The sequence below is a fragment of the Cellvibrio fibrivorans genome, assembly GCF_031457055.1.
In the GTDB taxonomy this organism is placed as follows: domain Bacteria; phylum Pseudomonadota; class Gammaproteobacteria; order Pseudomonadales; family Cellvibrionaceae; genus Cellvibrio; species Cellvibrio fibrivorans.
On sequence record NZ_JAVDVX010000008.1, the window covers coordinates 106,986 to 124,328 of the forward strand.

Sequence of the window (17,343 nt, forward strand, 5' to 3'; positions counted from 1 at the left end):
GCTTGGCTCCTTGAGCGATCTTTTGGTTCTTGTGGCATCAGTTTGAAATCTGAATACCCGCGACTAGATTGGCGCTGGCGAGCTGAATCCATACTGAAAGCAGCGGGCGATTGCCATCTCTGGTGTGAAGTTCCTTTTTCTCCATTATTAACTCTGGTTGTATCTTGAGCGGTTTGTGGGGTAACCGAAAAACCGACCATTTGGTCGGTCGTCATTAAATAACAGACCAAATGGTCTGTCAATTCGACTTTTGTGAAAAAGTGTGGGGCTCACCAGATGTGTTAAGTACTGAATTAATCTTGGCTTAAGTTTGCGTGGGTAGAGTGCGGCGCGGGCAAGGCAGGCGTTAACAGCGCGGTTGGTCTGGGTTATGCTGCGCGCTTCGCAGTTGTTGAGACTCATCCATGAAGTCGCGCAGTAAACTAAAACCGCTATTTGCCCTGTTGATTTTTGCTCTGGGCCTTGCGCTGCTCAATAACCTTAACAAACAACAATTGTTGGAGTCAGACGCAGCCCAAGCGCAACTGGCGCTGGCCGTAAAGGGCGAGAGTGTTGTCGGTGCCGATGTATTAATTGCCGAGGCATTCCGCAATGGGCGGTCCAATGTGCAGTTGGGCGGTGAGGGCAGGGTTGCCCGGATTCTTCCCGATGATAATAACGGTAATCGCCATCAACGATTTTTACTGGAATTGGAATCCGGCCATAGCCTGCTCATTGCGCATAATATTGACTTGGCTCCGCGCGTGGAAAATTTGCGCGAGGGAGAGCAGTTGGAATTCTATGGCGAATATGAATGGAATCAAAAAGGGGGCGTGATCCACTGGACGCATCACGACCCAAAAGGCGTGCATACCGGTGGTTGGTTAAAATACCAGGGTCGGGTGTATAAGTAACATCAACACTATAAAAAACTTGCAGAGGAAATACGATGATTAACCCCAACACTGTTAGCCGCTATAGCCCAATTCTTATTGGCTTGCATTGGTTTATGTTTGTACTTTTGATTGCTGTTTACGTCACTATGGAATTTCGCGGCATGTTTCCCAAAGGCAGTGATCCTCGTGAGTTTATGAAAGCACTGCACTTTATGTTTGGGATTGTAGTGTTATTGCTGGTGATAGTTCGCCTTGGCGTGCGCTTATCCAGCCCAACTCCGGCGATAGCGCCCACGCCTAAACCGCTCGAAAATGCGCTCGCAAAAATTGTGCATCTCTCGCTCTACGCTTTTATGGTTTTTATGCCAATTGCCGGCTGGATCATTTTAAGTGCTGAAGGCCATGGGGTGCCCTTTTTTGGATTGGAATTGCCACCGTTAGTGGGTGAGAATCATGACCTGGCGGAACAAGTTGAGCACTGGCATGGTCTGGTCGGAGAAATTGGTTATTACCTGATTGGCTTGCATGTGTTGGCGGGTTTGTTTCATCACTATGTAAAACGCGATAACACCTTAAAACGTATTTCATTAATCAATAAAGAGTCTTAAGCCTATGCGCCATCGCGAAGGTCACCGTTCCCATCACTCAGGCTGGTTGCGCGCTGCAGTTCTCGGTGCGAACGATGGCATTATTTCAACCGCCAGTTTGATGATGGGCATCGCTGCCGCGCAGGCAGATTCCTCCGCTATTTTATTAGCCGGTGTGGCAGGTTTGGTGGCGGGTGCGATGAGTATGGCGGCGGGCGAATATGTTTCTGTTCGCTCGCAGGCGGATACTGAAGCGGCTGATCTTGCGCGCGAAATTCACGAACTGGAAAACGATGTGGCAGGCGAGCTGCGCGAGCTGGAAGAGATTTATGTTGCCCGCGGTTTGGAGCGCAGCCTCGCCCATGAAGTAGCCAAGCAATTGACTGCACACGATGCACTCGGCGCCCACGCGCGCGATGAGTTGGGCATTACTGATATGTTTAGTGCGCGGCCACTGCAAGCGGCGCTGACATCCGCAGGAACTTTTGCAGTGGGTGCGCTGATCCCGTTGTTGGTTGTGCTATTTCATCCAGCACAATATCTTTCGTTTGCGATTGTGTCTTTCTCACTCATCGCGCTGGTGTTATTAGGTGGGCTTGCGGCAAAAGTGGGTGGGGCAAATACGTTTGTTGGGGCTGCGCGCGTTGGTTTCTGGGGCGCTGCCGCTATGGCGTTAACTGCAGCAGCAGGGCATTTATTTGGCGTGGTGCTCTGAGTTAAGGGTGTTGCTCTGATCCAAAAATTACTGCAATTACTTCACTCATCGCACGATTGATCTGCGCAAACTTTTCATCGCTCGCGAGAATGGTTTGCGCCGGTTGTGTGTAGTGCGAACCATCAATATCTTCCGCACAATGTTCAATTAACGCCCGCGCGGATGCAGGTGTGGTTTCCAAATGAAATTGGAAACCGTAAACCTGATCTTGAAAAACATACGCCTGATTAGCGCAGCCTTCGCTGCTGGCGAGATGCACCGCGCCAGATGGTAATGCAAACGTATCACCATGCCAGTGAAATACATTCGGGTAGCGCGCAAAGACCTGCGCGATGGGATGTATTGCGGCAGTGGGATTGATACTAATGGGCAACCAGCCAATTTCTTTGTGTGGGTTGCGCGTGACTTTTCCGCCCAGCACATCAGCAATCAGCTGCGCGCCCAAACAAACTCCCAACACGATTTTCCCTGCGGCGATGGTCTCTTTAATCAGGATTTTTTCATCGGCTAGCCAAGGGTAAATTGCTTCATCGTAAATCCCCATGGGGCCGCCCATCACCACTAAAGCATCAAAATCACTCACTGCCGGCACTGCATCGCCCCGGTACCAATGGGTAGTGGAGAGCGCATAACCGCGTGCGCGAAAGTCGCTTGCCATGCTGCCGATATCTTCAAATGGAACATGTTGCAGGCTGTGAATTCTCATGGATAGCTCCTGTCGATGTCGTCGGGGGGGGATGTTAGCAGGTGCTAATTATGCAGAAATCCCCTTGGTTGGGGAGCATTAATTCTGTCCAACTGGCTGCAAAGCCGCTGATTGTCTGATGATTGGTGTATACTCGGGCACAGTTCATGCGTGCAATTAATAGACTCTTTGCGCGCTCCTTCTACTGTTTCGCCGCAGGTTTAAACCCTCATAATCAGGTTTGAATCCCCCAAATGCCAGATTTGAACTCCCTGCTGCATAAACGCGAGATAGTGGTTATATCGGCAAGTCTGCGTGACTGCCCCTTTAAGCCTTTGGCTGAAATAACTTTTGGTGAATAGATTGATCGGAAATTTCTTTAAAAAACTGATAGGTTCAGGTGCGGATAAGCCTGAAAAGAACGAGGCAACCTCCAAGCCCGCCAGTGACAAAACAACTGCCAATGATAGATCTGGTGCAAAAAAACATCCCCGCGAACGCAGTGGATCAAGTCAAAATAGCCGTGGCAACCGCAATTCTCGCGACCAGCGTCCCGCCCAAAAAACCGGTGAGCAAGTTCCTGCGGTTGAGCGTGACCACTCAGCCAAACCCCCGCGTCACTCGGCCGCGCCGCGTCCGAAAAAAAGCGTGAAAGTGGATCATGGCCCCTGGGATATTTCCCAGTTTGAAGTTGAGGAGATCGAAGGCAAAACCCGCTTCCACGATTTTGATTTTGAGCCTCCGATCATGCGAGCAATTGCCGATCTCGGCTTTAAATACTGCTCGCCGATCCAGGCCCAATCGCTGCCCTACGCTTTGCAAGGTAAGGATGTCGTTGGTAAAGCCCAAACCGGTACCGGTAAAACGGCCGCGTTCTTAACGGCGATTATCGATGACCTGCTCAAGAATCCTATCGCTGAAAAACGCTATGCCGGTGAGGCGCGTGCGTTGATTATCGCCCCTACACGCGAACTGGTTATCCAGATTGCGGAAGACGCCAAAAGCCTGTGCAAATACACGGATTTAAAAATCCACACGCTCGTGGGCGGTATGGATTACGTCAAACAACAGCGCCATCTGCATGATGATCTGGTCGATATTTTGGTGGCGACTCCCGGCCGTCTGCTCGATTTCTGTGGCAACAAAGATGTGTATCTCGACCAGTTGGAAATCCTTGTCATCGACGAGGCTGACCGTATGCTCGATATGGGTTTTATCCCGCAAGTGCGTCAAATCGTACGCCAGACTCCCAAGCGCGAAGATCGCCAGACACTCTTTTTCTCCGCCACTTTTACCGATGAAGTGCGTACTTTGGTAGAGCAGTGGACTTACAAGCCGGTCACCATCGATATCGAACCTGAATCCGTCGCCAACGAACGTGTTGACCAACATGTGTATCTGGTTTCGACGGAAGAGAAATACACACTGCTATATAACCTCATTCAGCAAGAACATGCCGAGAGCATGATCGTGTTTGCTAATCGCCGCGACGAATGCCGCGATCTGCAAGAAAAGCTGCAGCGCCACGGTATCAAAGCAGGTTTACTCTCCGGCGAGATTGCACAGAACAAGCGTGTATCGACCTTGGATGCGTTTAAATCCGGCGAGATAAAAGTGTTGGTAGCGACTGATGTTGCCGGGCGCGGGATTCATATCAGCGGCATCAGCCACGTAGTGAATTTCACCCTGCCGGAAGAGCCGGAAGACTATGTTCATCGCATTGGCCGCACCGGTCGTGCAGGCAAAAACGGTACCTCGATCAGTTTTGCCTGTGAGGATGATGCGTTGTTGCTGGAGCCTATCGCGCAGTTGTTGGGTAAGCCGATTAAATGTGAGCAGCCGCCGGAATATCTGTTGCTGACTCCGCCGGACAGCCCTCCAGCACCACCGCGTGCGCGTACCAATGAGCGTTTTAGCAATCGCTCCGTTGGCAACCGCCCCGGCGGCAATCGCAGCCGCAGACCGCGCAATTAAATTCTTTAAAATCAATAACCACTGATTTGATTCCGCCCGGCATTCGCCGGGCGCGCCTAGCGGGGCGCTCCTGCTGCCTGGAATGGTTATGTCCTCTGCTAAATCGGCCTTGTTAACCCTGCATTTGGGTGCGTTCCTGATGGGCGCGACGGGGCTCTTCTCAAAAATTATCGAATTGCCTGCATGGGATATCACCGGCTACCGCACCTGGATTGCGGCAGTGGTACTTTTCGCCTGGGTCTATTGGCGCGAACGCAGTATCGGGCTTAAAACGACGCGAGATTATGGTCGCATGCTGGTGCTTGGCGTTCTGCTTGCCCTACATTGGGTGACCTTCTTCTACTCCATGCAGGTCGCGAATATTGCGGTGGGAATGATTTCGCTCTACGCCTACCCGGTCGTCACCGTATTTCTGGAGCCTTGGATCAAGCGCACCAAACTTGATTGGCGCGATGTAGTGAGCGGTTTTCTGGTGCTGGTTGGTATTTATTGTCTCGTGCCTGAATTTGATATCGACAACAACATGACCCAAGGTGTGATTTGGGGAGTGATATCCGCACTGACTTTTGCAGTGCGCAATTTATTGTTGAGCTATTGGTTCAGCGACCAAACTGCCGCGCGCTCGATGAGCTATCAAGTATTGATCGTCGCGCTATTGATGACCCCGATTTTATTTTTTTCATCGCACCAACCGAGCACGCACGACTGGTGGCTGCTGCTCTGCCTTGGCGTTGTGTTTACCGCTTTTACCCATACATTGCTGGGTTATGCGCTGCGCTACCTAAAAGCGAAAACGGTGGGGTTGGTGGCCTGTTTGCAGCCGGTGTATGCGGTGATATACGAAATTGCGGTGCTGCACACTTATCCTGATTGGAGCACAATCATTGGCGGTAGCATTATTATGGCCGCAGCGATTTACGAGTCTGTGCGCGAACACAATAAAGCTGCCGCCCTGCTGTAAATACAGCAAATAATTTTCGGTGAGTTTATGAGTCAATCATTAATGCCAATTGTGTTTGTTCCCCACGGCGGCGGCCCTATGCCTTTGTTGGGCGATGCCAATCACCGTGAGCTCACCCGCTTTATGCAATCGCTTCCGGTCGATTTACCTCGTCCAACAGCAATTGTGGTGATCACCGCGCATTGGGAAGAAGAGGTGGTCAGCATCACTTATTCTCCCGCACCGGGCATGATGTACGACTACTATGGTTTCCCGCCTGAGAGTTATGAATTCAAATATCCCGCACCGGGCGACCAACCTTTAGCAAAGCAAATCCAGCAGCTATTGCAGGATAACAATATCGACGCACGTTTAGATAACCAACGCGCTTACGATCACGGGACCTTTGTGCCGCTGATGTTGATGTACCCCGCCGCTGATATTCCGGTCGTACAATTATCTTTACTCTCCTCGCTCGATCCTGCAGCGCATATTGCCATTGGCAAAGCGCTTGCGCCGCTGCGTGAGCAGGGCGTGTTGATTGTTGGCTCGGGTATGTCCTTTCACAATATGCGCGCTTTTTTTTCTAATGACCCATCGATAAAAGGCAAAAGCGAGATTTTTGACGATTGGCTGGCCGAGACACTCACTGCATCTAACTTGACCCCTCAGGATCGTGAACAGCGTCTGTGCACTTGGGCCTCTGCCCCACAAGGACGTTTTAGCCACCCCCGCGAAGAACACCTGTTGCCATTGCATGTATGTTGGGGTGCTGCCAGCAAAGGCTCATTGGTGGCAGAGCAAAACTTCAGCAGCCTACTGTTCAACACGGCAATTTCTGGTTACCTCTGGCGCTAAACACTTAGCCTAATCATAGACTTGGCGCATTTTTCCAAATGTTGGCTACACTCAATGGATACTTGAAAGCTGTTGAGTGATAACCCATGAAAAAAATTCTAATCGTCGAAGACAGCGAGATGGTGATGAAAATCATGCGCCATCTGGTGCAGAGTTTATCGCTAGCTTATGAAGCTGTGTACGCTGCGACTATGGCGCAAGCAACAGCGCTCTACGAACAATATCCGAACGATTTTTTTGCTGCCCTGGTAGATTTGAATTTGCCGGATGCCCCCAACGGTGAAGTAGTGGACTTCATCCTCAGCAAAAAAATTCCTACCATTGTGCTCACCGGTAGCTACGACGAAAAACGGCGCGAGCAATTATTCAACAAAGGCATAGTTGATTATGTGACCAAAGAGGGCCGCTACGCTTATAGCAAAGCCGTCGGCATGATCAACCGTCTGGAAAAAAACCAGCGCATAAAAGTTTTGGTGGTTGATGATTCGGATATGTCGCGCAAGCATATGGTAAATTTATTTCGCCGCCATTTGTTTCAAGTGGTTGAGGCGGTTGATGGTGTGGATGCGATCAAAGTGCTGCTGGAAAACCCCGACACTAAATTACTAATCACCGATTACAACATGCCGAAAATGGATGGCTTTGAGTTGGTGCGCAACCTGCGTTACAAGTACGACAAAACCGATTTGATTATGATTGGTGTATCGGGTGAAAGTAGCGAGGCGCTCTCCGCCAAATTTATCAAACACGGTGCCAATGACTTTTTGCGGAAACCGTTTCATCCGGAAGAATTTTATTGCCGCATTATCCACAATATTGAATCACTTGAACTGGTTGAACAGATCACCTATAACGCCCAGCGCGATCATCTCACCGGTTTGTTCCATCGCTCCTATTTTTTTAATGCCGCCCGTGAGTTATATAAGACTGCCGAAGAAAAAGCAGCCCCGCTGGCGATGGCCATTATTAATATTGATCATTTCGGTGATATTAACGAGAAACATGGCAATGGTTGGGGTGATGTAGCGCTCAAATATATCGCAACCAGCTTGCACACTATGCTGGGGCGATTTTTATTCGCGCGCGCCGATAGCGACGACTTTTATGTGCTGATGCCGGGTTTGGATCATGAAAAAGCGGCGGCCCTGTTAAGCAAAGTTAAACAATTGTTGGCCGCCGAAGCCTACGTTATCAACGGTGAAACCATGCACTTTTATTTTAGCGCGGGTATCACCAGCCAAATGTGTCAAAGTCTGGATCAGCAAATTGCCAAGGCGAATATTTATGTGCGCCACGCCAAAGAAGCTGGCGGCAATATGATTGTGGATGATGGCGATGCGGAGGAATAACTTGTCATCTTCGTCATGCCGCGCGAACGCAGGTATGACCGTTGTGTGTTTTGCAGGAAATTATTGTTAAGAAAGATGTTTTACTTCTTTCACCCAATAAAGTGTCGCTCCGGCTACCGCAATTGGCGTGACAAAAATATTCAACACCGGCACCATACTGCCCAACAAAATAATCCCGCCGTAGGAGTAGCTGGTCAATTGCTGTTTGTTTAAACGGCGACGCAACTCACGGAAACTCAATTGGTGATTATCGGCGGGATAATCCGAATACTGCACCGCCATACACCAGCAGCTCCAGATTACCCCAATCAATAAACCCAATAAATTTGCACCGGGAATAAAAAATAGCACTACGAAAATAATCAATACTAATAGGCCGCGACTCACAAAATACCAAAGCTTCACCGCCTCGCGTTGCAAGGTGCGCGGAATCAATTGACCCCATGGCTCATCGGGTGGTGCAACACCGGTTAAATGAGTCTCTATTTTTTCCGCCAGCAATCCAAAAAACGGTGCTGCGATAAAATTGGTAATAATATTAAAGCTGTAACCGTAGATAACTAAAAACACAAATGCCACCAGTGGCCAGAGTATCCAGGCAAACCAATCCAGCCAGCTGGGTGACCACTCCAACACCTGCGCAAAAAAATCGCCAAAGGCGTGAAAGAGCGCGATAGTCACGCCAACAAAAATAACCAGATTAATGAGCAGCGGAATCAAAATGAAACGGCGGAAGCCAGGTTTTACAATCAATCGCGCACCTGCCAAAAAATAATCGATAGCAACACCAGGAGAACCTTGCATCTACGCTTTCCTTTTTAATCGTTGTAATAACCAGTCAATAGCCGAGAATGCCAATCCAGCAATTGCGCCATATAAATGGGATTCCACTGCCACCACCACCGGCAACAGCGCCTGCAAATCAGTTGCTTCATAATCAGCACTATTCTCCTGAACTAATTTCGCCACCACCAAACCCAGGGCAATTACACGAATCCACTGAGGATAAGCGCGTGTTTGTAATAATCCAGCGACAATTAATCCGTGTATCGCACCGGACAAGCCTGCATAGGGTGAATACTCAGGGTTAAAACAATAAATCCCAACACCAACAATCGCGCAGCACCAGAGCAATAATAGCGAGAATTTTTTTAGTGAGTACTCCGTAAAAAAAGCCAGCGCGCATAACAGCAGTGCGGCCACATTCATCAGCGTATGCGCCCATCCAAAGTGCACCAGATTAGCGGTGAGCAAACGCCAGAATTCGCCAGTAGAGACTTTTGTAGCTTCGAGATTAAGTAGAGGGAAGAGCGGATTTGCAAGTGCAGTGAGGCAGAGCATGATCGTGCTTAGGATCAGGCAAAGTCTAAAGGTTACTGTTATTTTAATAATGGGCATTAGGTGTGCTGTGGTAAATGAGTCGAAGTGTATCTTAGACTCAGAGCGCAGCTTGGTGCAAACGGTCGTTGATTCAACCTGCTTAATCGTAGGTGATAAGTAGGACAAATAATCCCCGGCATGAATGATCCGGGGATTATTTATTTGCACCAATTATTTTTTCGCAGGAAATGCAAAAAATACTTTGGTAGCCGCTATGCCTATTCCTTTGCCCGGTTCTGCGCCGGTTTCATCAAAGCCAGTGCTCACATAAGTTGTACCGGTAATGACCAATCCGTCGGTCGATATCGCCTGCCATGCTTGAGCTTCTTGCTCGCGATCCAGTGCTGCTTTTTCCAATGACAAATCATGAAATTCGCTGCTGTAATCGCTGTTAATTAATCCTGCTCTAAAGTAAGGGCAGGGGGTGGTGATACAGACTATACCGGTGCTGGAAATCTTCAGATAGGGGCCGACGGGTGGGTTTTTATTGGCGCCTACCCAAGCACCGTTAGCCACCAGGGTTTTAGTGCGGGTTACTACCCGGCCTGAAATAGGTGAATTAATCACCGCGCCTCGCAGCAGCGCTTGTTCGCTGTGTATTGCACTGTTCAATTCGGCAATTTGTTTTTCAGTTAAACCCAAACGTTTGTAATTAATGTAGGCAACATAAATGCTGTTAGGCAATAATGCAGCGCTTTCATAGGCTTCATCTTCCGTTTGTAATTGGAGTGAATACTGGTTTACTGGCGTTAAAAACCAGCCTCCACACATGGGGAATGCGCATTTGCGGTAGTCCGGTTTAACAATATAAGTCGTGCCTGTTGGTTCGGGGCTAATAATGGTTTGAGCGTGAGTGCCAAGACTAAAAACAGCAGCGCAAAGTGCTACCAAACCGGCGCTATGTGCTACAGCTCGAGCAATGAAGGAAATGATGGTGTTCATAATAGTAAGTCCTGTTATTAGATTGAACTGTTTTCCCTATGCACACGGCATAGGATTTATACACGGCTTTACCAGCCCATGCCGGCTTTATACTAAACCTTACTCACTTTTAGTCATTACTGATTGCCAAACTGCGCGCCAGTCATTTGTAATGAATTGTTCTTTTGTGAATTAACTTATGATGGAGTTATTTTGAAAGCGAGCCTGCCTTCCTGGTTGTCGGGATTATTTATCCTGCTTGTCGTACCGTTCTTTTTTGTGGGTGGGCCTGATTCATTTTCGTCGCTCTTACTAAAAAATGTATGGAATTTTGGCCATATCATTTTTTTTGCGGTATTGATGTTGTTAGTTCAAGCGTTTAAACCTTTGGCGCATTGGCGGCAATGGTTTTTAGTGACAATTGTTGCAATTGTAATTGGCGGTGCGATTGAGTTAGTCCAGCATTTTGTAGGACGAAACACCAGTGTGGATGATGTTTTGCATAATGTATTTGGTGTGTGGTTGGGGTTGTTTTGGGGGCAAAAACCAACGTGGCGGGTTTGGTTGCTGCGTTTTATTAGCGTGATGTGTGTCCTGCCATCATTATGGTCAGTGCTGGATGCGGCGTGGGGAGATGTTGTAATGCGGCAACAATTCCCGCTGGTAAATAGTTTTGAGTCACGCCATGAAATGCAGCAGGTACAGGCGGGTGCAGCGCGTGCAACCGTGCGGCAATCAGACAGCGTTGTGCGCCACGGCCATAGGTCATTATCTGTGATCTTAAGCACTGAAAAATATGCCGGGATCAGTTTGTTAGGTCCTTATGGCGATTGGAGTGGCTATCAATTTTTAACAATGGATTTTTATAATCCTGAAGCTGAACGGCTGGAGCTGGTGATAAAAATTTCTGATTATCAGCACGATTCCGGTAGAAATTTGCATGGTGACAGATTTAATTATCCCGTTGTATTAATGACAGGTTGGAATCATGTGCGTATTGATCTCAATGAACTCCGCAGTGCACCTGCTGGCCGCGATATGCAGATGGATAAAATTACCGGTTTTACCGTATTTGCACTGCAATTACCGACATCACGCGAATTTTATTGGGACAATATCAGGCTGCAGTAATTACCCGGTTACGCCCCGCCGCTTTCGCCCTATAGAGTGCGGTGTCTGCCGCTTTAAACAGCTGCTCCAAATTTTCATTGGTTTTTAAAGTAGCGACACCGAAACTCGCGGTGATATGAATGTCTTTGTGCAGGGTTTGGTTCGCAATGAGCTCGCGCAGTTTGTCGGCAATAGCGCAGGCACTTTCAATATCCGTATCGCGGCAGACCAATACAAACTCCTCACCGCCCCAGCGGGCAAACAAATCCTGGGTGCGTGTATGTTGTTGCACAATACTGGATAAATGGCTTAACACCAGATCGCCAGTATCGTGTCCATGCCGATCATTGACCTGTTTGAAGTGGTCTATATCGATCATCACCAGCGAGAGTGGTTTGCGGTATTTATGCCACTCCTGCAAGCCCAGGCTGATCGCTTCTTCAATGCCGAGGCGATTAAAAGCGCCGGTGAGAGGATCGGTTTTGGCTTTTATCTCCAACGCTTTACTGCGCATGTCGAGCACTTCATTAATTTCCAGCAATTCCGATTCGCGTTTGCGCTGAATAACCACTTCATCTTTTAATTTGATAATACGATAGGCCAGAAAGGATAAAATAATCCCTAGCCAAAACATCATAATCGCGAGATACCAATCAGCAGTGGTTAATGCCTGCCCAATAAATTCTACTTTATGTAAATGGAATTGATGCTTTCCCAGTGGTCGCCCTGAGCCGGTTTGCACTTCAAAAATGGTGACGTTATCGAATTGTGGATGGCTCAATTGCGGCGGGATTTTATTTTCCAGTACCCACCAGTTGGCAACAAAAAAATCCTTGAGGGAAAATTCTGCAACACCATTGAGTAGGCCAACGTTGAATTCAATTTGATTGTATTTGGTGCTCTGCAGAATTTCTTTTTTGCTGTAAAGCGGGTCAAAATTGCGCAGCGAAATACGCACGGTTTGGCTGGGGCCATTGTAATCCAGCCAGAGGCGGATTTTGTTGTAATGGCGCAGGTCAACGCCATTGGTGCGCTCTTTATCAAACAGGATTTCAAATCCGCAATGCGGATAAGAGTAGCTCTCGCGCAGTATGCAATGCCATTGCATATTTTTTTTATCTTCGAGGTGAATGCTGGAGTTGCCGCCGTTTTCCCTATCGTCGTACACATTGAGTGCCATACCGCTGGTGTTATCGATAACCAAGCGCTCTTCGAGTATTTGCTCCTCGCCTGTGATAGCAAAAATAGTGACTATGACCAGCAGGCCAAGGATGATTTCAAAGTACAAACGGTGTGGGGGTGAGTGTTGCATACAGTCTGGGCTCCAGCGGCGGATGCGTTGAAGCATCCATCAACTATTCTTATTTTCGCTGTGTTTGGAAATGCGATTTTTTTTGGGTGTAGTGTCGATCAAACCCGCCTTGGAGAGATCGCCTGAACGCTATCCTTATTCAGATATGCATCCAAACTGACTATAAGCCGATGATAGAAGTTAATCGTTTGCACGGCAATAGCGCAGCTCACCGCGATGGGTAAAGTTATGAAACGGTGGGCAAAAGCGCATAAAGACCAGCCGCCAGTGAGCTGGCGGCTGACAATGTTGTTATGGGTATTGACCGAATACCTGAATTTCAGGTTTGTTGCCAGATGCGACGCTTGGAATTAATGTGTTAGGTTTTTAAATTACCCGAATACTTAGATTAAAAGTCCAGATCGGAAATATCGTCGTAACCCAATTGATCTTTAATACGGCGACGCTCCAAACGGTCTTCGATTTTGCGGCGCATTTCCAAAGTGTGCTGGCTGGCTTCTTTGCCTGTAAGCTTTGGTGTTGCCTCTTCATCATCGGTTTCGATGGTAACATCACTCATCAGATCGGCATCTGGTGACTCTACATCAACTGACATAAGACTACTCCAACATTGATAGAGAGGGGGTGGTGGCGTCTGCTTCCCGGTAGGGAAAATTTGACCCGCGCTATTTACCATAGCCTATTAAAAAACAAAAGAAAAATCGCGCGATGGCAATAAAATTTTTCTTTGTACCTTGGCTCTGAACTGGGGTACAAAGCGCGCCTGTTATGTTGGTCGCGCAGATGCTTGCATCAAGACCGGCCATCCCCATCTTCTTAATCGACCAGCAAACCGAGGACTCCTGGCAGTGACCAAAAAACAACCTGAAGTAATTGGCTGGCGCGAGTGGGTAGGGTTACCCGAGTTGGGTATTCCCGCCATAAAGGCCAAGGTCGACACTGGCGCGCGAACCAGCGCTTTACATGCTTACTACGTTACGCCTTTTGATAAAGATGGCAAGCCGTGGGTGAGGTTTGGCCTGCATCCGCTGCAAAAAGACAGCCTCACTTGCATCGAGTGTGAGGCGCCCGTTAAAGATGTGCGCATGGTGACCGACTCGGGGGGGCACAGTGAGCAGCGGGTGGTCATTGACACCTGCCTGCAGATCAATGGTATCAGTATGACTATTGAGGTCACGCTGACCGATCGTGAGAATATGCGCTTCCGAATGTTGCTCGGGCGCAGCGCCCTTAAGCAGGGTTTTTGGGTTGATAGCAGCAAGTCCTTTTTACTGGGTGGCAATAAAAACCAGCCAGCGATGGCATCGCTCTAGCGGTAGCCACTTTCTTTTTTATTCAATCAGGTCTTTTATGAAAATTGCTATTTTGTCGCGCAACCGCCGCCTCTATTCCACCCGTCGTTTGGTGGAGGCCTGCACGCAACGCGGCCATGAAGTGCGGGTCATCGACATCCTTAAATGCTACATCGATATTGCGTCTGACAGTCCGGCCATCTGGTACATGGGTGAGCAGTTGGAAGATTTTGATGCGGTGATCCCGCGTATCGGGGCATCGGTTACCCACTATGGTCTGGCGGTGATTCGCCAGTTTGAAATGATGGGGGTTTACTGTCTGACTGAGTCCATCGCCCTGGGGCGCTCGCGCGATAAGTTACGTGCACTGCAGTTGCTGTCGCGTAAGGGGATTGGTCTACCCAAGACCAGTTTCGCTTACAACGTGCATGACGCCAAGGAGCTTATCAAACTGGTTGGTGGCACACCACTGGTGCTCAAGCTCTGCGAGGGCACTCAAGGGCGCGGCATAGTGCTCGCGGAAACCCAGAAAGCAGCGGAGAGTGTGATTGAAGCTTTCCGCGAACTGCGTGCCGAGTTTCTGGTACAGGAATTTATCAAAGAAGCCAATGGCAGCGATGTGCGCTGTTTTGTGATCGGGGATAAGGTTGTCGCTTCGATGGAACGTACCGCGCAAGAGGGAGAATTTCGCTCCAATTTACATCGCGGCGGCACCGCCAAAGTTACCAAACTCACCCCGACCGAGCGACGCACAGCAATTAAGGCAGCGCAGACCATGGGGCTGCACATCGCGGGAGTAGATTTACTTCGTTCGAGCCGTGGGCCCCTGGTGATGGAAGTGAATTCATCACCTGGATTGGAGGGAATTGAAGGTGCAACGCAAAAAGATATCGCTGAGGCGATTGTGATGTTTGTGGAGGAGAATGCGCGCCCGAATGCTAATAAAACGCGGGGTAAGGGTTAAGGGCGCAAAATAAGCATTGGGGGGTTACGCCCCCAATTTCAAATGCGGCTCCAAGTGAACGATGGTGCCGTCGAAATAAAATCGGCCATTGTGAAAATGGTTTTCCAATTGTTTGGCGGTCATGGGTTTGGCGTAGAGGAAGCCCTGCGCCTGGTCGCAGCCTTTGTCGCGCAGCCATTCAGCTTGGCGTTCGTTCTCAACACCTTCTGCGACTACGCGCATCTGCATATTGTGCGCAAGACCGATGATCGATTTGGCGATAGCGGCATCGTTGTCGTCGTCGTGGATGTCGTTGATAAAGCTGCGGTCAATCTTGAGTTTCTGGATTGGGAAGCGCTGCAAATAGGCAAGCGATGAGTAGCCAGTACCGAAGTCATCAATCGCGAGGAACATGCCCATCTGGTTCAATTGGTTGAGCTGGTTGATCGTCTCACCTGCATGTTCCATGGCGCAGCTTTCGGTGATCTCCAGTTCCAGATGTTTTGCTTCCAAGCCGATGTCGGTGAGAATCGCCTCGACTTTGCCAGGAAAGTTTTTTTGACGGAACTGGCGCGGCGATAAATTCACGGCAATCTTGCCTACGAACTTACCTGCATCCAGCCAGATTTTTTGTTGGCGGCAAGCCTCGCGCAGCACCCACTCACCAATCGGCACAATTAATCCCGTCTCTTCCGCGAGCGGGATAAAATGTGCGGGCGAGATCAGGCCTCGGTCAGGATGTTGCCAGCGTACCAGCGCCTCTACACCCATCATCTCGCCTGTTTTTAAATCGACTTGCGGTTGGTAATAAAGCACCAATTGTTGTTGGTCTACTGCGCGGCGTAGATCGTTCTCTAGCAACAAATAATTGACTGCTGTGGCATTCATGCCCTTGGTATAAAACTGGCAATTGTTTTTACCAGCTTCCTTTGCCTTGTACATCGCGACATCGGCGTTTTTCAGCAGCTCGTCGGTATCCATACCATCATCCGGGAAAAGGCTAACGCCGATACTGACAGTAGTGGAAATACTGTGGCCGCTGATTTCCAGCGGACGCGATAAGGTGGTGAGCAGTTTGTTGGCCACAAACACCACATCTTCAAGATCGTGAATACCTTCCAGAACCACCACAAATTCGTCGCCGCCGAGGCGCGCGACTGTATCCATGTCGCGCACACCTTCATTCAGGCGCATAGCGATGGCTTTCAGCAGAATGTCGCCGGCATCGTGACCGAGACTATCATTGATATTTTTGAAACGGTCGATATCGAGCAGCATGAGCGCGACTTTGGATTCGCTGCGGCGCGCGCGCGCCAGGCCATGATAAATGCGGTCATAAAACAGTGAGCGGTTGGGCAGGGAGGTGAGCGAGTCGTGGAACGCCATATAGTTGAGGCGCGACTGTTGCTCGCGCAGGGCGTTTTCAGCCAGCTTGCGCTCGGAGATATCGGTACCGATTGTGCAAACACCAAACACATTGTTCTCTTTGTTGCGCAGCGGAAACTTCACCATCAAATAGGTGTGCTGGCTGCCATCTTTATGCATTAAATCCAGCTCAACCTCATAGGTCTGCTGCTTCGTCTTGGTTGCTGCGTCTATTTCCCACATAGATTGGGCTACATCTTTGGGGTAGACATCAAATACGTTTTTGCCGACGAAACCGGTCTCGTCGATATTGGCCATCTGTTTGTAGTGTTCGCTGGCGAGCACGACATTGCCGTCCAGATCCTTGACTGAAATTAGCGCCGGTGAATAGCGCAGAATTGCATTCAGATAGGTTTCGCTCGCCCAGAGTGCCTGTTCAGCGAGGCGGAAGCGCTCGGCTTGCTCCTCGTGATGCCACATGTCGATCACTTGCCGCACCAGCAGCGAACTGAAGGTCCAGACAGTATCCAGCTCATTTACCGCTTTTTGCAGTTGGGGCAACTCGTGGGCAGACTCCATATAAAACACGGCGATGGTTTTATTTTTTTCCTGGATGGGATGTAAAAAACAGGAATGAGTGCCTTTCTGGATAAAGAGTGCGCCGAGTTTGCTGATGGTCTGCTGATCCAGTGCGCAGGCGCGGCCGGAATCAAACACCTGATGGATATATTGATGGGGTAAATAATTTAAGCGGCTGAGGGAGGTAGCAACGCCGTTGACGAAAGGTTCGTCGGTGCCAGCGGAGGCAATTGCCTCAACATACAGATGGCTGTCGCGTTCAACAATTAATACCGCTCGGCTAATGGTTTCCTTGGCAATTACCAATTTAACCAGGCGCTCGGCGATTTGTTTATGATTTAAATCGGTAAAAAGTTGCTGGAACTTTTTAATTAATTCTATAGCAGTATTCTTTGACTGCCCTGCTTCACTGTTTTGCATAGTTGCTCAATTTGGGTAATCGTCGCGCCATTTAGTGC

The 17,343-nt window shown here is 49.1% G+C and carries 17 protein-coding genes; 10 read left to right on the forward strand and 7 right to left on the reverse strand.

Annotation, left to right across the window (positions count from 1 at the left end; translation table 11 throughout):
* Positions 1 to 404: 404 nt before the first annotated feature.
* The 3 genes from J2X05_RS19070 to J2X05_RS19080 are packed head-to-tail and all read left to right on the forward strand — an operon-like array spanning position 405 to position 2,177.
* Complete coding sequence (locus J2X05_RS19070; RefSeq protein ID WP_310075597.1) at positions 405 to 893, forward strand: DUF3465 domain-containing protein; 489 nt, start codon at positions 405 to 407, stop codon at positions 891 to 893.
* A gap of 35 nt (positions 894 to 928) precedes the next feature.
* Positions 929 to 1,483 (forward strand): cytochrome b, encoded by a 555-nt coding sequence (locus J2X05_RS19075; protein WP_310075600.1) that lies wholly within the window; start codon positions 929 to 931, stop codon positions 1,481 to 1,483.
* A 4-nt stretch (positions 1,484 to 1,487) separates the two neighbouring features.
* Positions 1,488 to 2,177 carry a VIT1/CCC1 transporter family protein gene (locus tag J2X05_RS19080; RefSeq protein ID WP_310075602.1) on the forward strand — a complete coding sequence of 230 codons (690 nt, stop codon included), beginning with the start codon at positions 1,488 to 1,490 and terminating at the stop codon, positions 2,175 to 2,177.
* Position 2,178: 1 nt separating this feature from the next.
* Here J2X05_RS19080 and J2X05_RS19085 read toward each other — a convergent pair whose 3' ends face one another.
* A complete protein-coding gene (locus J2X05_RS19085; protein WP_310075604.1) occupies positions 2,179 to 2,883 on the reverse strand; it encodes a type 1 glutamine amidotransferase in 705 nt (234 codons plus the stop codon).
* Positions 2,884 to 3,216: 333 nt separating this feature from the next.
* On the opposite strand from J2X05_RS19085, the gene rhlB reads away from it, so the two are divergent.
* The 4 genes from rhlB to J2X05_RS19105 all read left to right on the forward strand — a co-directional run bounded on the left by rhlB (position 3,217) and on the right by J2X05_RS19105 (position 7,983).
* On the forward strand, positions 3,217 to 4,836 hold the full coding sequence (gene rhlB, locus J2X05_RS19090) for an ATP-dependent RNA helicase RhlB (protein WP_310075606.1): 1,620 nt from the start codon (positions 3,217 to 3,219) through the stop codon (positions 4,834 to 4,836).
* An 88-nt stretch (positions 4,837 to 4,924) separates the two neighbouring features.
* Positions 4,925 to 5,797, forward strand: coding sequence for a DMT family transporter (locus J2X05_RS19095; protein WP_310075609.1), 873 nt, complete (start codon positions 4,925 to 4,927; stop codon positions 5,795 to 5,797).
* 27 nt (positions 5,798 to 5,824) lie between these two features.
* A complete protein-coding gene (locus J2X05_RS19100) occupies positions 5,825 to 6,634 on the forward strand; it encodes a DODA-type extradiol aromatic ring-opening family dioxygenase (RefSeq protein WP_310075611.1) in 810 nt (269 codons plus the stop codon).
* Between the two features lie 86 nt (positions 6,635 to 6,720).
* A complete protein-coding gene (locus J2X05_RS19105; protein WP_310075613.1) occupies positions 6,721 to 7,983 on the forward strand; it encodes a response regulator in 1,263 nt (420 codons plus the stop codon).
* A 66-nt stretch (positions 7,984 to 8,049) separates the two neighbouring features.
* On the opposite strand, the gene cysZ is transcribed toward J2X05_RS19105, so the two are convergent.
* Genes cysZ through J2X05_RS19120 form a run of 3 tightly spaced genes read right to left on the reverse strand, consistent with a single transcriptional unit; the run spans position 8,050 to position 10,305 of the window.
* Positions 8,050 to 8,787, reverse strand: a complete 738-nt coding sequence (gene cysZ, locus J2X05_RS19110; RefSeq protein WP_310075614.1) for a sulfate transporter CysZ — start codon at positions 8,785 to 8,787, stop codon at positions 8,050 to 8,052.
* Positions 8,788 to 9,531, reverse strand: a complete 744-nt coding sequence (gene rrtA / locus J2X05_RS19115) for a rhombosortase (RefSeq protein ID WP_310075616.1) — start codon at positions 9,529 to 9,531, stop codon at positions 8,788 to 8,790.
* Between the two features lie 3 nt (positions 9,532 to 9,534).
* Positions 9,535 to 10,305 carry a DUF6748 domain-containing protein gene (locus J2X05_RS19120; protein WP_310075619.1) on the reverse strand — a complete coding sequence of 257 codons (771 nt, stop codon included), beginning with the start codon at positions 10,303 to 10,305 and terminating at the stop codon, positions 9,535 to 9,537.
* Positions 10,306 to 10,497: 192 nt separating this feature from the next.
* Here J2X05_RS19120 and J2X05_RS19125 point away from each other — a divergent pair, with 192 nt between their 5' ends.
* Positions 10,498 to 11,415, forward strand: coding sequence for a VanZ family protein (locus tag J2X05_RS19125; protein WP_310075622.1), 918 nt, complete (start codon positions 10,498 to 10,500; stop codon positions 11,413 to 11,415).
* Here the strand turns inward: J2X05_RS19125 and J2X05_RS19130 are convergent.
* Together J2X05_RS19130 and J2X05_RS19135 are read right to left on the reverse strand one after the other, a co-directional pair.
* On the reverse strand, positions 11,402 to 12,706 hold the full coding sequence (locus J2X05_RS19130; protein ID WP_310075623.1) for a GGDEF domain-containing protein: 1,305 nt from the start codon (positions 12,704 to 12,706) through the stop codon (positions 11,402 to 11,404). The genes J2X05_RS19125 and J2X05_RS19130 overlap by 14 nt on opposite strands.
* Before the next feature lie 388 nt (positions 12,707 to 13,094).
* Positions 13,095 to 13,301, reverse strand: coding sequence for a PA3496 family putative envelope integrity protein (locus tag J2X05_RS19135; protein WP_310075626.1), 207 nt, complete (start codon positions 13,299 to 13,301; stop codon positions 13,095 to 13,097).
* Positions 13,302 to 13,554: 253 nt separating this feature from the next.
* Between J2X05_RS19135 and J2X05_RS19140 the strand changes: the two genes are divergently transcribed.
* Together J2X05_RS19140 and rimK are read left to right on the forward strand one after the other, a co-directional pair.
* Positions 13,555 to 14,019: an ATP-dependent zinc protease family protein gene (locus J2X05_RS19140; RefSeq protein ID WP_310075627.1), complete on the forward strand. Its 465-nt coding sequence runs from the start codon at positions 13,555 to 13,557 to the stop codon at positions 14,017 to 14,019.
* Between the two features lie 37 nt (positions 14,020 to 14,056).
* A complete protein-coding gene (gene rimK, locus J2X05_RS19145) occupies positions 14,057 to 14,962 on the forward strand; it encodes a 30S ribosomal protein S6--L-glutamate ligase (RefSeq protein ID WP_310075629.1) in 906 nt (301 codons plus the stop codon).
* A gap of 24 nt (positions 14,963 to 14,986) precedes the next feature.
* On the opposite strand, the gene J2X05_RS19150 is transcribed toward rimK, so the two are convergent.
* On the reverse strand, positions 14,987 to 17,305 hold the full coding sequence (locus tag J2X05_RS19150; protein ID WP_310075632.1) for a putative bifunctional diguanylate cyclase/phosphodiesterase: 2,319 nt from the start codon (positions 17,303 to 17,305) through the stop codon (positions 14,987 to 14,989).
* Positions 17,306 to 17,343: the final 38 nt, after the last annotated feature.

Coding starts and splice junctions, on each gene's coding strand:
- J2X05_RS19070 (WP_310075597.1), top strand. CDS start 405: ATGAAGTCGCGCAGTAAACTAAAACCGCTATTTGCCCTGTTGATTTTT.
- J2X05_RS19075 (WP_310075600.1), top strand. CDS start 929: ATGATTAACCCCAACACTGTTAGCCGCTATAGCCCAATTCTTATTGGC.
- J2X05_RS19080 (WP_310075602.1), top strand. CDS start 1,488: ATGCGCCATCGCGAAGGTCACCGTTCCCATCACTCAGGCTGGTTGCGC.
- J2X05_RS19085 (WP_310075604.1), bottom strand. CDS start 2,883: ATGAGAATTCACAGCCTGCAACATGTTCCATTTGAAGATATCGGCAGC.
- J2X05_RS19095 (WP_310075609.1), top strand. CDS start 4,925: ATGTCCTCTGCTAAATCGGCCTTGTTAACCCTGCATTTGGGTGCGTTC.
- J2X05_RS19100 (WP_310075611.1), top strand. CDS start 5,825: ATGAGTCAATCATTAATGCCAATTGTGTTTGTTCCCCACGGCGGCGGC.
- J2X05_RS19105 (WP_310075613.1), top strand. CDS start 6,721: ATGAAAAAAATTCTAATCGTCGAAGACAGCGAGATGGTGATGAAAATC.
- cysZ (WP_310075614.1), bottom strand. CDS start 8,787: ATGCAAGGTTCTCCTGGTGTTGCTATCGATTATTTTTTGGCAGGTGCG.
- J2X05_RS19120 (WP_310075619.1), bottom strand. CDS start 10,305: ATGAACACCATCATTTCCTTCATTGCTCGAGCTGTAGCACATAGCGCC.
- J2X05_RS19130 (WP_310075623.1), bottom strand. CDS start 12,706: ATGCAACACTCACCCCCACACCGTTTGTACTTTGAAATCATCCTTGGC.
- J2X05_RS19135 (WP_310075626.1), bottom strand. CDS start 13,301: ATGTCAGTTGATGTAGAGTCACCAGATGCCGATCTGATGAGTGATGTT.
- rimK (WP_310075629.1), top strand. CDS start 14,057: ATGAAAATTGCTATTTTGTCGCGCAACCGCCGCCTCTATTCCACCCGT.
- J2X05_RS19150 (WP_310075632.1), bottom strand. CDS start 17,305: ATGCAAAACAGTGAAGCAGGGCAGTCAAAGAATACTGCTATAGAATTA.